At 67.6% G+C, this 15311-nt stretch carries 15 protein-coding genes, 1 tRNA gene and 1 pseudogene; 13 read left to right on the forward strand and 4 right to left on the reverse strand.

Annotated features, from left to right (window positions below; genetic code table 11):
• Positions 1-75 precede the first annotated feature (75 nt).
• The 6 genes from lgt (at position 76) to NV348_RS28760 (ending at position 6067) form a co-directional block, all read left to right on the forward strand.
• On the forward strand, positions 76-1227 hold the full coding sequence (gene lgt, locus NV348_RS28735; protein WP_447149648.1) for a prolipoprotein diacylglyceryl transferase: 1152 nt from the start codon (positions 76-78) through the stop codon (positions 1225-1227).
• A gap of 224 nt (positions 1228-1451) precedes the next feature.
• A complete protein-coding gene (locus tag NV348_RS28740) occupies positions 1452-1994 on the forward strand; it encodes a TM2 domain-containing protein (protein WP_218716858.1) in 543 nt (180 codons plus the stop codon).
• A 169-nt stretch (positions 1995-2163) separates the two neighbouring features.
• Complete coding sequence (locus tag NV348_RS28745; RefSeq protein ID WP_495885084.1) at positions 2164-2916, forward strand: amino acid ABC transporter substrate-binding protein; 753 nt, start codon at positions 2164-2166, stop codon at positions 2914-2916.
• 3 nt (positions 2917-2919) lie between these two features.
• Positions 2920-3591 carry an amino acid ABC transporter permease gene (locus NV348_RS28750; protein WP_447149650.1) on the forward strand — a complete coding sequence of 224 codons (672 nt, stop codon included), beginning with the start codon at positions 2920-2922 and terminating at the stop codon, positions 3589-3591.
• A gap of 146 nt (positions 3592-3737) precedes the next feature.
• The gene (gene pyk, locus NV348_RS28755; RefSeq protein ID WP_447149651.1) at positions 3738-5156 is read left to right on the forward strand and encodes a pyruvate kinase; all 1419 of its coding nucleotides are present in this window, start codon (positions 3738-3740) and stop codon (positions 5154-5156) included.
• Between the two features lie 2 nt (positions 5157-5158).
• On the forward strand, positions 5159-6067 hold the full coding sequence (locus tag NV348_RS28760) for an acyl-CoA thioesterase (protein WP_447149652.1): 909 nt from the start codon (positions 5159-5161) through the stop codon (positions 6065-6067).
• Positions 6068-6073: 6 nt separating this feature from the next.
• Here the strand turns inward: NV348_RS28760 and NV348_RS28765 are convergent, their stop codons facing one another.
• The 3 genes from NV348_RS28765 to NV348_RS28775 all read right to left on the reverse strand — a co-directional run bounded on the left by NV348_RS28765 (position 6074) and on the right by NV348_RS28775 (position 7886).
• Positions 6074-6442: a hypothetical protein gene (locus NV348_RS28765; protein WP_447149653.1), complete on the reverse strand. Its 369-nt coding sequence runs from the start codon at positions 6440-6442 to the stop codon at positions 6074-6076.
• 131 nt (positions 6443-6573) lie between these two features.
• The gene (locus NV348_RS28770) at positions 6574-7191 is read right to left on the reverse strand and encodes an arsenate reductase/protein-tyrosine-phosphatase family protein (protein ID WP_447149654.1); all 618 of its coding nucleotides are present in this window, start codon (positions 7189-7191) and stop codon (positions 6574-6576) included.
• A 185-nt stretch (positions 7192-7376) separates the two neighbouring features.
• The gene (locus NV348_RS28775) at positions 7377-7886 is read right to left on the reverse strand and encodes a monooxygenase family protein (RefSeq protein WP_447149655.1); all 510 of its coding nucleotides are present in this window, start codon (positions 7884-7886) and stop codon (positions 7377-7379) included.
• 112 nt (positions 7887-7998) lie between these two features.
• Here NV348_RS28775 and NV348_RS28780 point away from each other — a divergent pair.
• The 7 genes and pseudogenes from NV348_RS28780 to NV348_RS28810 all read left to right on the forward strand — a co-directional run bounded on the left by NV348_RS28780 (position 7999) and on the right by NV348_RS28810 (position 14681).
• Positions 7999-8085, forward strand: a tRNA-Leu gene (locus NV348_RS28780).
• 238 nt (positions 8086-8323) lie between these two features.
• Positions 8324-8941 (forward strand): ANTAR domain-containing response regulator, encoded by a 618-nt coding sequence (locus NV348_RS28785; RefSeq protein WP_447149656.1) that lies wholly within the window; start codon positions 8324-8326, stop codon positions 8939-8941.
• A 272-nt stretch (positions 8942-9213) separates the two neighbouring features.
• Positions 9214-10371 carry a branched-chain amino acid ABC transporter substrate-binding protein gene (locus NV348_RS28790; protein ID WP_447149657.1) on the forward strand — a complete coding sequence of 386 codons (1158 nt, stop codon included), beginning with the start codon at positions 9214-9216 and terminating at the stop codon, positions 10369-10371.
• 70 nt (positions 10372-10441) lie between these two features.
• Positions 10442-11479, forward strand: coding sequence for a branched-chain amino acid ABC transporter permease (locus tag NV348_RS28795; RefSeq protein ID WP_447149658.1), 1038 nt, complete (start codon positions 10442-10444; stop codon positions 11477-11479).
• Complete coding sequence (locus tag NV348_RS28800) at positions 11476-12891, forward strand: branched-chain amino acid ABC transporter permease (RefSeq protein ID WP_447149659.1); 1416 nt, start codon at positions 11476-11478, stop codon at positions 12889-12891. The genes NV348_RS28795 and NV348_RS28800 overlap by 4 nt, the downstream gene beginning before the upstream one ends.
• Positions 12888-13838 (forward strand): annotated as a pseudogene (locus tag NV348_RS28805) (ABC transporter ATP-binding protein); the annotation flags it as partial. The gene NV348_RS28800 and the pseudogene NV348_RS28805, both read left to right, overlap by 4 nt.
• Positions 13839-13985: 147 nt before the next feature.
• Positions 13986-14681, forward strand: a complete 696-nt coding sequence (locus NV348_RS28810) for an ABC transporter ATP-binding protein (protein WP_447151169.1) — start codon at positions 13986-13988, stop codon at positions 14679-14681.
• A gap of 54 nt (positions 14682-14735) precedes the next feature.
• On the opposite strand, the gene NV348_RS28815 is transcribed toward NV348_RS28810, so the two are convergent.
• On the reverse strand, positions 14736-15275 hold the full coding sequence (locus tag NV348_RS28815) for a helix-turn-helix domain-containing protein (RefSeq protein WP_447149660.1): 540 nt from the start codon (positions 15273-15275) through the stop codon (positions 14736-14738).
• Positions 15276-15311 lie beyond the last annotated feature (36 nt).

The following is a 15311-nucleotide window of genomic DNA, read 5'->3' on the forward strand; positions in this document are numbered from 1 at the left end:
GGTCGGCGGTGTCGTCATGTGGGAGACCGCTGTCATTCGGGTCGCGGTCGCTCGCCGGTAAGCCACTGAACTAACGTGGGGGCCGTGAACTCAGTCCTGGCCTACATTCCGAGTCCGCCGCAGGGTGTCTGGCACCTCGGACCCTTCCCGCTCCGGGCGTACGCGCTGTTCATCATCCTCGGCATCGTCGTCGCCATCTGGTGGGGTGAGCGCCGGTGGCAGCAGCGCGGGGGCCAGCAGGGCGCGGTCCTCGATGTCGCGATGTTCGCCGTGCCGTTCGGCCTGATCGGCGGCCGGCTCTACCACGTGGCCACCGACTGGCAGAAGTACTTCGGCCCCGGCAAGCACCCGATCGAGGCGCTCTACATCTGGCAGGGCGGCCTCGGTATCTGGGGCGCGGTGTTCCTCGGCGGTATCGGCGCCTGGATCGGCTGCCGCGTGTACAAGATCCCGCTGCCCGCGCTCGGTGACGCCGTCGCGCCCGCCGTGCTGCTCGCGCAGGCGATCGGCCGCCTCGGCAACTACTTCAACCAGGAGCTCTACGGCCGCACCACCGAGGTGCCGTGGGGCCTCGAGATCTACGAGCGGTTCGACCCGGAGACCGGCGCGCGGGACATGATGAACGGGGTCTCGACCGGGCGGGTGCTCGAGGTCGTGCACCCGACGTTCCTGTACGAGCTCGTGTGGAACGTGCTGGTCGTCATCCTGCTGGTGCAGCTGGACAAGCGTTTCAAGATCGGGCACGGCCGCCTGTTCGCGCTCTACGTCGCCGGCTACAGCTTCGGCCGCTTCTTCGTCGAGCTGATGCGCAACGACGAGGCCACCCACATCCTCGGCATCCGGATCAACTCGTTCACCGCCGCGCTGGTCTTCCTCGCCGCCATGGCCTACTTCGCGCTGGCGACCAAGGGTCGCGAGACACCCGCGCAGCTGCAGCCCGGTGGCGAGCCGCGGCCGTGGCCGTGGCAGTTCTCGGCGCTGCGGGCCGCCGGTGCGGCCGACAACGCCGCCGCTGTCGACCTCGACAAGTCCACCGCCGCACCGGCTTCCGGCGAGGCGAAGGCCGCTGACCCGCGGGAGCCGAAGGACGAGACGGCCGACAGCTCCGCGGACACCGCCGAACCGGAGCCGACACAGGCCGAATCGGACACCGCCGCGACGACCGTTACCGACGACGAGAAGACGGACACCGCCGAGCCACAGCAGTCGGGGGCGAAGAAGGCCTGATCAACGATCTCTCGCACGAAGTGAACGGGCGTCCGGCAACATTCCGGGCGCCCGTCGCGATATTGCAAGCGAGTGTCGAGGACCGATCGTGTGGTACCCGAGGAGACAACGGCCGGTTCGTATGACCACAATGGCCGGTGATCGTCGCGGGCGCACCGCCGTTCGGCCGATCGCCACTGGCCGGGGGCCACGACGGGTACCCGCACGAATGATGGAGGACATGAGTGACCGACCCCTACAACCCCAATCCCCAGTACGGCCCCGACCTGAGTAAGCAGCCCGACTCCGGCTCGCAGCCGCAGTACGGTCAGCCTGCCTACGGCCAGCCCTCGGATCCGTACGCGCAGCAGCCCGGTTACGGGCAGCAGCCGCAGCCGGGATACGGCCAGCCGCAGTACGGTCAGCCGCAGCCGCAGTACGGCCAGCCCGCCGACCCGTACGCCCAGCCGCAGCCCGCCTACGGCGCCGCGCCCTACGGCGGCATGCCGCAGGGCTACAACCCGGCCGACCCGGAAGCGCCGTACGGTCGCGACATGTACGGTGTCCCGTTCTCGGACAAGCAGAAGCTGATGGCCGGTCTGCTGGAGATCTTCCTCGGCAGCTTCGGCGTCGGCCGGTTCTACCTGGGCTACACCGGTCTGGGCATCGCCCAGATCGCCGTGGTCTGGCTGACCTGTGGCATCGGCGCGATCTGGCCGCTGATCGACGGCATCATGATGCTCACCGGCAAGGTGCCCGACGCGCAGGGCCGTCCGCTGCGCGACTGATCACGTCCCGCACCACGAACGGGTACTCCGCGTCCGCGGAGTACCCGTTTCGCGTTTCCCGGCCGGGATTGCGATCACCGTGAGCGATACTCTGTGTCGGTCCAGGGCGGCGCCGTAGCGTCGCTTGGCCTGCGCGTGCCCGATGCGCGCAGCGGAGAAAGGGATGTCCGTGCGCAAATTGCTTGCCGCCGCCGTGCTCGCCGTCGTCGCCGCGACGGGCCTGTCGGCCTGCTCGTCCGACGCCGACCCGAACGTGCTGAAAGTCGGTACCGAGGGCACCTACGCGCCGTTCAGCTACCAGGAGAACGGCACCCTCACCGGCTACGACGTGGAGGTCGCGCGGGCCATCGGCGAGAAGCTCGGCAAGCGGGTGGAATTCGTGCAGACGCCCTGGGACTCGATCTTCGCGGGGCTGGAGTCCCAGCGCTTCGACCTGGTCGCCAACCAGGTGACCGTCAACCCCGAGCGCACCGCCAAGTACTCGCTGTCGCAGCCGTACACGACGTCGGAGGGCGTGATCGTCACCAAGTCCGACACCACCACGATCACCTCGCTGGCCGACCTGTCGGGCAAGACCACCGCGCAGTCGGCCACCAGCAACTGGGGCAAGGTCGCCGCCGGCGCGGGCGCGAAAGTCGAAGCGGTGGAAGGGTTCGTGCAGGCGGTGCAGCTGCTGAAGGCGGGCCGGGTCGACGCGACCGTCAACGACACCCTCGCCGTGGGCGAGTACACCAAGAAGACCGGCGACACCGGCATCAAGATCGCGGGCAAGACCGGCGAGACCAGCAAGCAGGCCTTCGCCGCCCGCAAAGACGACGCCGCGCTGATCGCCGATATCGACAAGGCGCTCGAGCAACTGCGCGCCGACGGCACGCTGACCAGGCTGTCGGAGAAATACTTCGGCACCGACGTCAGCAAATAGCGGATGGATCCCGCGACCAGGGAGCTGATCTGGCACAACCTGTGGCCGATGCTGAAGGCCACGGTGACCGCGACGCTGCCGCTGACGGCGATCAGTTTCGTCATCGGCCTGGCGATCGCGATCGGTGTCGCGCTGGCCAGGATGTCGTCGAAGCGGGCGTTGTCCTTGCCCGCCCGGTTCTACATCTCGATCATCCGCGGCACCCCGCTGCTGGTGCAGCTGTTCATCGTGTTCTACGCGCTGCCGCAGTTCGGCATCGTCATCGATCCGTTCCCGGCCGCGGTGATCGCGTTCAGCCTCAATGTCGGTGGCTACGCCGCGGAAGTGGTGCGCTCGGCGATCATGAGCGTCGCGCCGGGGCAGTGGGAGGCGGCCGAGTCGCTGGGCATGACCTACCCACAGACGCTCTGGTACGTCGTGTTCCCACAGGCGTCCCGGATCGCCGTGCCGCCGCTGTCGAACACGCTCATCTCCCTGGTCAAGGACACCTCCCTGGCCTCGACCATCCTGGTCACCGAGCTGCTGCGCACCGCCCAGCTGGCGGCCGCGCCGACCTTCGACTTCTTCGCCCTCTACGGCGTCGCCGCCCTCTACTACTGGGTGATCTGCCTGATCCTCGGCTTCGGCCAGAGCCGCCTGGAGACCCGGCTGTCCAGGCACATCGCCGTTCGGTGACAACCGATTTCGTGAACACCTGGGTAACTCGCCGGGAACGCCCGGCCCATGCCCCGTCGATATGCGCCGGTCCGGTCGAGTAGGGGCCTTACACCCCCCGACCGGCCGAGTACGCGGCTAGGCGGGACAGTACTAGGCTTGCCGGTGTGATGCGACGGACGAAGATTGTGTGCACCCTCGGACCGGCTACGGCCTCCCAGGACCGTATTCGTGAGCTCGTCGAAAGCGGCATGGACGTCGCGCGGCTGAACTTCAGCCACGGCGAGCACGCCGACCACGCCGACAACTACAAGATGGTCCGCGCGGCCTCCGACGAGACGGGCCGCGCGGTCGGCATCCTCGCCGACCTGCAGGGCCCCAAGATCCGCCTCGGCCGGTTCACCGACGGCCGCACCACCTGGGCCAACGGCGAGCAGGTCCGGATCACCGTCGACGACGTCGACGGCACCCACGATCGCGTCTCGACCACCTACAAGCAGCTCGCGCAGGACGCCAGGGCCGGCGACCGCCTGCTCGTCGACGACGGCAAGGTCGGTCTGACGGTCGAGAGCATCGACGGCAACGACGTCGTCTGCCGGGTCACCGAGGGTGGGCCCGTGAGCAACAACAAGGGCCTGTCGCTGCCCGGCATGGACGTGTCGGTGCCTGCCCTGTCCGAAAAGGACATCGAGGATCTCGAATTCGCGCTGAAGCTGGGCGTGGACTTCATCGCGCTGTCGTTCGTGCGCTCGCCGTCCGACATCGAACTCGTGCACGACATCATGGACAAGGTCGGCCGCCGGGTGCCGGTCATCGCCAAGTTGGAGAAGCCGGAGGCGATCGACAACCTCGAGGCCATCGTGCTCGCCTTCGACGCGGTGATGGTCGCCCGTGGTGACCTGGGCGTGGAGCTGCCGCTCGAGCAGGTGCCGCTGGTGCAGAAGCGGGCCATCCAGATGGCGCGCGAGAACGCCAAGCCGGTCATCGTCGCGACCCAGATGCTGGAGTCGATGATCGAGAACTCCCGCCCGACCCGCGCCGAGGCCTCCGACGTCGCCAACGCGGTGCTCGACGGCGCCGACGCGGTGATGCTCTCGGGCGAGACCTCGGTCGGCGCCTGGCCGATCGACGCGGTGCGCACCATGAGCCGCATCGTCACCGCGGTGGAGTCCGAGACGCACCGGGTCCCTCCGCTGACCCACGTGCCCCGCACCAAGCGCGGTGTGATCTCCTACGCCGCCCGCGACATCGGCGAGCGGCTCAACGCCAAGGCGCTGGTCGCCTTCACCCAGTCCGGTGACACCGTGCGCCGCCTGGCCCGGTTGCACACCCCGCTGCCGCTGCTGGCGTTCACCCCGCTGCCGGAGGTGCGCAGCCAGCTGACGCTGACCTGGGGCACCGAGACCTTCATCGTGCCGATGGTGGACAGCACCGACGCGATGATCCATCAGGTCGACCAGGCGCTGCTGTCGATGGATCGGTACCGCAAAGGCGACCTGGTGGTCATCGTCGCCGGTTCCCCGCCGGGTACCGTCGGTTCCACCAACCTGATCCACGTTCATCGCATCGGCGAGGAGGACCACTAGTCGTGAGTAGTTCGGCAGGCGGAGCGATCGAGGCCGAGACCGTGCAGGGCGAGCCGTCACCCGATCTGCGGGTACTGCTCGACCTGCTCGACCTCGAATCGATCGGCGAGGACGTCTTCCTCGGCAACCATCCCGAGAAGGTGTGGAGCCGCACCTTCGGCGGGCAGCTGGTGTCGCAGGCGATCGTCGCTGCCGGACGCACCGCCGGGGAGCGGCCGCTGCACGCGATCAACGCGCACTTCGTGCGCGGCGGCGACGTGAAGAAGCCGATCGAATACCACGTGCAGCGGCATCGCGACGGCCGCGCGCTCGCGAACCGGACGGTCACCGCCAGCCAGGACGGCCAGGAGCTGTTCGTCATGCTGGCGGCCTTCCAGGACTGGGGCAAGGGCCTCGAGCACGCCCACGAGGGCCCCCAGGTGCCCGATCCGGAGACGCTGCCCCGGATCGAGGAGAGCTTCGCCGGCTTCGAGGACAAGCTGGAGATGTTCATCAACGCGCCGCACCCGATCGACATGCGCTACACCAACGATCCGGCGTGGATCCTCAAGGGCACCGGCGAGAAGCTCAACCACAACCGCGTGTGGATGCGCACCGACGGCGCGCTGGCCGACGATCCGCTGCTGCACGTGGCCGCGCTGGGCTATTCCTCGGACACCACGGTGCTCGATTCGATCATCACGACGCACGGTTTGTCGTGGGGACTGGACCGGATTCTCGCGGCGACGGTGAACCACTCGATCTGGTTCCATCGCCCGTTCCGCTTCGACGACTGGACGCTCTACGCGACCGAGTCGCCGGTGGCCGCGGGCTCGCGCGGGCTGGCGACCGGCCGGTTCTATTCGCGCAGTGGCGAACTGCTCGCCACGACCGTCCAGGAAGGCGTCATCCGGCACTTCCCGGCCCGCTGAGCGGGATCAGCGCCGCTCGACGTCGAGTTCCCATTCGAGGTCGGTGCGCTGATCCGCGCGCAGGACGAACGGGACGGCGGGGGTGGGTGCGCCGTATACCGCCAGCGCCAGCCTGTGCTCGAGGTCGGCGATATCGGCATCGGTGAGATCGGCCGGATCGCCGACCAAGCTCAGCGCGATCTCGAACGCGGCTTCGGATTTCGGCTCGGCGCCGGAATACATAGCGCGCCACTGTGATTCGAGCTCCTGATGGAGCGGATCGGCGGCGTCGACGGGCAGGGTGAACCGCCAGGCGAAGACGTCGCGGTCTTGGAGATGGTCGTCGAGAACCGCTCGCACACGGGCGACGATGTGGTCGAGGATTTCCGGGGTCACATACACATGGAGCGAAACATCCGAAATGCGTTTCGGCAAGTCTCCAGTCCTGTCGTGTGTCGAACCAGCAAGGGGAACTTCCACGTCCGCCGAAGTCTAGACCGTCGGCGGCCCGGCGAATAGCTTTACGCTCAGCGCCTGCGCTGCGCGGCCAGAAACGCCGAGAGCGGCCGGGCCGGTGCCGGCTCGATCACCAGACCGGGCCGCGCGTCCTCGCTGACCTTGGCCTGCTCGTGCGGGGCCAGCGCGGCCAGCAGTGGGAACAGCAGTTCGGCGATCCGGTCGCCGACCTCGAGGAACGCCTCGGGGGAAAGCCCGATCGGGTCGGCGATGTTCTCCCGGCCGACATAGGCCAGGTCGTTGCGGGCCCGGTGCAGGGCGGCAATGGATTTCGCGCCGGTGACCTTGGCGATCCGGTGCGCCTCGGTGAGGGTGAAGGTGCGCGGAGCGGCGCCGAAGGCCAGCTCGCTCACCTGCTCGCGCAGGGATTCGGTCATCGTCAGCACCAGATCGGCGCGATCGACCATCTCGGGCTCGAGCTTTCGGGCCTTGAATCCGGTGGGGTCGCCGCCGAGACCCGCGACGGTCTCCGCCGCCAGTGGTTCGGGCGGGAATCCGACCAGGGCGCGGGTGCCCGCGCTCTCCGCGGTCAGGCCGGCCAGGCCGTGGTCCGTCGCGAACGCCCGGGTGAGCCGTTCGGCGATCACCGACCGGCAGACATTGGAGTTGCAGACGAACAACACGTGCATACCGACACGGTAATCGGGTCGATTGTCGCGCAGTAGGCCGAAATTGTAACCATCACAGGCGCGGTGCTACTTATTCACCTCTCGGTTGAATGCTGTACATGAATCGCAATACGCAAATCCGTTGTGTGTGACCGTGATACCCGCGAGATAGGGCCCGCAAACCTCTCGATGATATGTGTCGGCCATCACTCTTTCGCGTCGTAATAATTCGATTCGGTAATAACCGGCGGCACGGCGGGTGGGGCGCCGTGCACCCGGCCGCGGGTGGAGAACATCCGGCCGCGCGCGGGGACGGTGGGCGCGAACGCGGCCAGGCCGGTCGGCCTGGTCATGTCGTCGTAGACGGCGTCGATGCCGCCGCGGCGGAAGTAGGCCTCGTGCCAGAAGCCGGTGCCGCCGGAGTCGCGCAGGAAGTCCTGCCACCACTGCCGGTGCGGGGCCGAGCGGGTCCAGCGTTCGAGCGAATCCAGATCGCGCCAGTACTGGCGGGCGCCCCAATGCGGCGGCAGCATCGACCAGACCACGTCTTCGTGCAGGATCAGGCCGTCGGGGCGGTCGGCGTGCGAGCGGTAGAGCTTGGGCCCGACGCCGAGCAGACGCAGCATCCCGCGTGGGGTGCGCACCCGCATGCCGAGCAGGATCATCACCAGGTCGGGGTAGGCGTTCAGATCGACCGTCATCCTGTTCACCCGCATGTCCGCGTCCTTCCGTCGTGCCCGGTCTCCCCGTACTACGACGTGGGTGTTCGCGCGGTTCGACCGGCGGTTCGCTTCCCGGCGCGCCGAGACGCTATAGTGACCGCGGTGCGCCGGGTTGGCGGAACTGGCAGACGCGACGGTCTCAAAAACCGTTGTCCGAAAGGACGTGTGGGTTCGAGTCCCACACTCGGCACCACGGCGGAAGCGCGGCATCGGCCGCGCTCCGCGGGGGAGTATCGGTCGCGGGGTGTGCGCGACGTCTCCGCGCTTGCGTTCACCGGCGGTTTCCGACCGCTCAATGCATTCTGTGCGGAAGCGAAAGGTACTCTTTACATCACTCGGTCACCCACGACGGGTTTTTCGGCCGGCTCGCCCGGTGCCGTCGTCTGTCGTGGTGTGATCGACAGGCATCGGAATCCAGAGGGGTCGAACCTATGAGCACGAATGCAGGGGGCGCTGGCGCCACGCGTGAGGCCGTGGCCAAGCGTGTCGTCGTCGCCGAGGACGAGGCCCTCATCCGGATGGATCTCGTCGAGATGCTCAAGGAAGAGGGCTACGAGGTAGTCGGTGAAGCGGGCGACGGGCAGCAGGCTGTCGAGCTCGCCGAGGAGCTGCGCCCTGATCTGGTGATCATGGACGTCAAGATGCCGCGCCGCGACGGGATCGACGCCGCCGCCGAGATCGCGTCGAAACGTGTTGCGCCCGTGGTGATCCTGACCGCGTTCAGTCAGCGTGACCTGGTCGAGCGGGCCCGCGATGCCGGTGCCATGGCCTATCTGGTGAAGCCGTTCACCAAATCCGATCTGGTGCCCGCGATCGAACTCGCGGCGAGCCGTTTCCATGAAATCACCGCGCTGGAAACAGAAGTCGCGAATCTGTCGGATCGTTTGGAGACGCGCAAACTGGTCGAGCGTGCCAAGGGCGTGCTCATGCAGACCCAGGGGCTGTCGGAGCCGCAGGCGTTCAAATGGATTCAGCGCACCGCGATGGATCGCCGGACGACCATGAAGGCGGTCGCCGAAGTCGTGCTGGAGAACCTCACCCCGCAGTGATCTGGAACGTGCCGCTCCGTGTCTCGCGTCGAAAGCCGAAAAACTTTACGTAAGCGAAACAATAATGTGAACTACGACTGGACACGGAGCGTCCGACATGATGCGAATGTGATGCGGATCTAACAAACCGGCGATATGTTCTGTCCGGGCTGAACGTGGTCGGCCCCCTCGGGGACCCCGGGGAGCACAGGACATAGAGGTGAGACGTGCTCAGTTCGACATGGCGCAGTCGTTCGACGCGAGGAGTTCTGGTAATCGGAGCTGCCGCGTCGTTGGTGTTGTCCGGATGCAGCGACAAGTCGTCCGACGGCGGCGGTGGCGGCAACACCGATCTCTCCATCCAGTCGGTCGTTCAGCTCGATACCGAGGGTAAGGCTGTCGCGGCGACCGATGCGGGCACCGCCGCCGACCCCGCGGGCGACGGCAAGGCCAAGTGCGCGCCCCAGACCATCGCGATGGCGGGTCCGCTGACCGGTGGCAACGCCGCGCTCGGCATCAATATCATCAACGGCGTCAAGCTCGCCCTCGACCAGCACAACAAGGCCAACCCGGACTGTCAGGTCTCGGTCAAGCAGTTCGATACCGAGGGCAAGCCGCAGATCGCGAGCCAGGTGATCCCGACGATCGTCAGTGATCCCAGCATCGTGGCGCTGGTCGGCCCGACCTTCTCGGGCGAGACCAAGGCGACCGGCCAGATCCTCAGCGAGGCGGGCATGCCCACGCTGACCGCCTCGGCCACCAACCCGACCCTGACCCAGAACGGCTGGAAGACCTTCTTCCGCGGCTTGGGCAACGACAACTCGCAGGGCCCGGCCGTCGCCAACTACCTGACCGGCGAGAAGGGCTACAAGAAGATCTGCGTCGTGCAGGACAACACCGACTACGGTGCCGGTCTGGCGCAGGCGTTCAACGCCGCCGCGGGCCCGGCCGCCGACGCCTCCTGCGCGGTCAGCGTCAAGGAAGGTGACAAGGACTTCTCGGCCGCGGTGTCGAAGCTGTCCGCCGCCAAGCCCGACGCGATCTTCTACGCCGGCTACTACGCGGAAGCGGCGCCGTTCGTGCAGCAGTTGCGTTCCGGTGGCGTGACCGCGACCTTCGTCTCCGCCGACGGCAGCAACGACCCCGAGTTCGTGCGGCAGGCGGGCAGCTCGTCCAAGGACGCGCTGCTCTCGTGCCCGTGCAGCCCGGCGCCGGAGAAATTCGCGACCGAGTACAAGGCGCTCAACGGCCAGGCGCCCGGCGTCTACTCCGTCGAGGGCTACGACCTGACCACGATCCTGCTCAAGGGCATCGACTCGGGCAAGCTGACCCGCGCCGAGCTGCTGGACTACGTCCGTAACTACAACGGCACCGGCGTCGCCCGCCAGTACAAGTGGGGCGAGACCGGCGAGCTGGCCAACATCCAGATCTGGATGTACCAGGTCAAGTAGTCCCCACGAGAGCGTGTAGCGGTGCGCGTGGCCTTGCCACGCGCACCGCTCGCCTGACGCGAGAGAAATCATGACATCAGCGGCTTCGCTCGGTGTGACCCTGTTGGCCGAGGGGTCCATCGATTTCAACGTCTCCGGGGTGATCGACCAGTTCTGGCGATTGACCGTGGACGGTCTCACCTACGGGTCGATCTACGCGTTGGTCGCGGTCGGCTACACGCTGGTCTACGGCGTACTGAGACTGATCAACTTCGCCCATTCCGAGATCTTCATGCTCGGCATGTTCGGCACCTATGTGGGACTGGAGCTGCTCGGCTTCGCCCCCAGCGGCAACGCGTACTCCCAGGGCGTCCTGCTCACGGTGGTCTATCTCGGCGTGGCGATGCTGTTCGGCATGCTGGTCTCGGGGATCGCCGCGGTCGGCCTGGAACGAGTCGCCTACCGGCCGCTGCGCAGGCGCGGAGCCAAACCGCTGGCCTTCCTGATCACCGCGATCGGCATGTCGTTCGTGATCCAGGAGTTCGTCCACTACATCCTGCCCAAGATCAGGCCCGGCCTCGGCGGTTCCAACGCCCAGACCGGCATCCGGCTGGTGGAACCGAAGGTGCAGTTCACCTTCCTCGGCGCGCAGGTGACCAATGTGGCGCTGGTGATCTTCGCGTCGGCCATCGTGCTCGCGATCACCACCGAGATCGTCATCAACCGCACCAAGTTCGGCCGCGCCATCCGCGCGGTGGCCCAGGATCCCGACACCGCGACCCTGATGGGCGTCTCGCGCGAGCGGGTCATCGTGCTGACCTTCCTCATCGGCGGCCTGCTCGCCGGTGCGGCCGCGATGCTCTACACCCTCTACATTCCCACTGGCATCATCTTCTCCGGCGGCTTCATCCTCGGTATCAAGGCGTTCAGCGCCGCGGTGCTCGGTGGCATCGGCAACCTGCGCGGCGCGCTGCTCGGCGGCATGATCCTCGGCGTCGCCGAGCAGTACGGACAGATCCTGTTCGGCAACGAGTGGCGTGACGTGGTCGCCTTCGTCCTGCTGGTGACGGTGCTGATGTTCCGGCCGACCGGCATCCTCGGCGAGAGCCTGGGGAGGGCGCGCGCATGACCGACCTGACGAAAACCCCCGTGGCGAACCAGGATCGGCGTGGCCTCGGCGACGCGATCCGCGACTGGTGGGACGGGCTGTCCCGGCCGGGCCAATGGGCTGTCGGTGTGCCGGTCATCGCCGTGCTGGCGATCCTGCCGCTGTACCCGCCCCCGCTGCTCGACACCCCCGGCGTGAGTTTCGGCGGCGTGATGGCGCAGTTCGCGATGTACGCGCTGATCGCCATCGGCCTGAACGTGGTCGTCGGCCAGGCCGGTCTGCTGGACCTCGGCTATGTCGGTTTCTACGCCGTCGGCGCCTATACGGTCGGCCTGCTGACCAGCCCGAACAGTCCGTGGAACCAGACCGACGGCGGCTGGCTCAATCCCAGCTGGGCCTGGCTGGCCTGCCTGCCGATCGCGGTCGCGCTGACCGCGTTCGCCGGCCTCGTCCTCGGCGCGCCGACCCTGCGCCTGCGCGGCGACTACCTGGCGATCGTGACGCTGGGCTTCGGTGAGATCGTCCGCCTGATGGCCGACAACCTCGATGAGCTGACCAACGGCAGCCTGGGGTTGTCCAAGATCGCCTACCCGCAGGTCGGCGAATCCGAAGCGCATCCCGGTGGCTACTTCTCCCCGGGCAACCTCGGTGATCCCGACAGCACGAACCCGCTGCAGCGGGCGAACAACGGCACCTGGTGGTTCTGGCTCGGCATGGCGCTGGTCATCGTGGTGCTGCTGATCATCGGGAACCTCGAGCGCAGCCGGGTCGGCCGCTCCTGGGTCGCGATCCGCGAGGACGAGGACGCCGCCGAGATCATGGGCGTGCCGACCTTCAAGTTCAAGCTGTGGGCCTTCGTGATCGGCGCGTCCGTCGGCGGTCTGTCCGGCGCGATGTACGCCGGTCAGGTCACCTACGTGAATCCGAAGCAGTTCGACATCATCTTGTCGATGCTGTTCCTGTGCGCGGTGGTGCTCGGTGGTTCGGGCAACAAGCTCGGCGTGATCGTCGGCGCGTTCCTCATCGCGTACCTGCCGATGCGGTTGCAGTCGGTGCAGCTGGTGTCGAGCGAGTCGACCGGCTATCTGCTGCTCGGGCTCGACATCGCGGTGCTGGTCGGGCTGTGGCTGCTGTGGCGGTGGCGCCGCGACGCGCTGGGCGTGTGGGTCCGGCGCGGGGTGATCACCGTATCGATCGTCGCGGTGGTCTTCGGACTGCTGCTGCTGGGCAGCGTGCTGCTCTACCGCAAGGGCGGCGCGCAGAATCTCGGTGACCTGAAGTACCTCTACTTCGGCATCGCGCTGGTGGTGATGATGATTCTGCGGCCACAGGGTCTGTTCCCGGTGCGGCAGAAACTGCTCACCTACGGCAGACAGGTGTACCAGGCGGTCGTGCGCAAGCCGGCGGCCGAACCGATCGGAGCAGGGCGATGACGGGGCCGGGCGCGGGAGACGCGCTGTACGACAACGAGGACATGTCGGCCGGGTACAAGCCCGCGCCGGAGGTCGAACCGGTGGGCGAGGTCGACGTCACCGCGGTGCTGCCCGGACTGGGCGACGCGGAGACCGTGGCCGATGTGGTCGCCCCGCACCGTGACATCGAAACCGCGGTGGGCGAGCCGTTGCTGCGCACCGACGGGCTGACGGTGAAGTTCGGCGGTCTGACCGCGCTCGACAGCGTCAGCTTCGAGATCCGCCGCGGCGAGATCCTCGGCCTGATCGGCCCCAACGGCGCGGGCAAGACCACCTGCTTCAACGCGATCACCGGCGTCTACAAGCCGGCCGGTGGCAGCGTGCACTTCGACGGGCGGCCGCTGGCCAAGACCAAGCGCAACGAGATCACCCGGTTGGGCATCGCCCGCACGTTCCAGAACGTGCGGCTCTTCGGCGAGATGACGGCGCTGGAGAACGTGGTCGTCGGCACCGACGCCAGGCACAGCACCTCGGTGCCCGGCGCGGTGTTCCGCACGCCGAAGCATCGCCGCGAGGAACGCGACGCGATCGAACGCGGCATGGCGCTGCTCGAGTTCGTCGGCATCGCGCCGCGGGCGGTGGAGAAGGCACGCAACCTCTCCTACGGTGACCAGCGCAGACTCGAGATCGCGCGAGCGCTGGCGACCGAGCCGAAGCTGCTGTGCCTGGACGAGCCCGCCGCCGGATTCAACCCCAGCGAGAAGTCGGCGCTGATGGCGCTGATCCGCAAGATCCGCGACGACGGTTACACCGTCCTGCTGATCGAGCACGACATGCGCCTGGTGATGGGCGTGACCGACCGGATCGTGGTGCTCGAGTTCGGACGCAAGATCGCCGACGGACTGCCCGTCGAGGTCCGCGAGGACCCGGCGGTCATCGCCGCCTATCTCGGTGTGCCCGACGCGGACACCATCGAGGAGGTCCAGGACGAGGCGGGCGCCGCCGCCGCGGCCGAAGCCGCGCCCACCCGGGCCCCGGCCACCGTGGTGGAGGCGGCGCAGGAGGAGCCCGAGGCCGTCGCCGACCAGCCGGTGCCGCTGCTCGAGGTGCGCGACATGGTCGTCAACTACGGCAGGATCGAAGCGCTGCACGGGATCTCGCTGTCGGTCGAGCAGGGCGAGCTGGTGACGTTGCTCGGTGCCAACGGCGCGGGCAAGACCACCACCATGCGCGCGCTCTCGGGCCTGCTGCCGCTCACCTCGGGCCGGATCCTGTTCGAGGGCAAGGACATCACCACGATGAAGGCCCACGACCGGGTGGTCCAGGGCCTGATCCAGGCGCCGGAAGGCCGCGGGGTGTTCCCCGGCATGACCGTGGCCGAGAACCTCGACATGGGGTGCTACGGCAGGCCGTTCGAGCAGAAGACCGAGTACCAGCAGACGCTGGACTGGATCTTCGAACTGTTCCCACGGCTGGCCGAGCGGCGCAAGCAGGTCGGTGGCACCCTCTCCGGCGGTGAGCAGCAGATGCTGGCCATCGGTCGCGCCCTGATGGCCCGGCCGAAGCTGCTGCTGCTCGACGAACCGTCGATGGGTCTGGCGCCCATGGTGATCCAGCAGATCTTCAAGATCATCAGCGAGATCAACCGCCAGGGCACCACGGTCCTGCTCGTCGAGCAGAACGCCCAGCAGGCCCTGACCCGCAGCGACCGCGCCTACATCCTGGAGACCGGCGAGGTCACCAAATCCGGTGCGGGCGCCGCCCTGCTCACCGACCCCGCGGTAATGTCTGCCTACCTCGGTCACGACTGACCGAACCCGCGCGGGCCGTGGGTCCACTCGGGTTCGCCGAGTGGACCCACAGGCTCAGCCCTGTTCGGCGCCCGGCTGGTGGTAGGCCACGACGAGCACCTTCGACAGGCGGGTGCCGTGCCGCCGGACACGGTGCGGCACCGCGGCGTCGAAATACGCGCTGTCACCGGCGCCGAGTACGTTCGTCGCCCCACCGTGTTCCAGCTCGACCTCGCCGTCGAGTACGAAGACGAACTCCTGACCGGGATGTTCGGCGTGTTCGTAGTCCTCGGCGCCGGGGTGTGGCCGCAGCACGAACGGTGTCATCGCCTTTCCCAGCATCGAACTGGCCAAGGCGCGGTACCCGGGACGGTCTTCGGCGTCCTGCGCGGTGGCCCGGTCGATGATCAGCGACTGGGCTGCCGAGTCGTCGGCGAACAGCTGTCCGACGTCGACATCGAGCACTTTGGCGATCTTCAGCGCCACCGCGATCGACGGATTGCTCTGTCCCCGTTCGATTTTGGACAGATAGCTCTTGGTGAGCCCGGTCCGTGCCGCGACCGCGTCCAGGGTGAGCCCCCGTTGTCGTCGTACGGCTCGAACCAACGCTGACATAGCTCACCTCATTAGGCCGGGACACTCGAGACAACG

Source organism: Nocardia fodinahabitans, assembly GCF_052983615.1.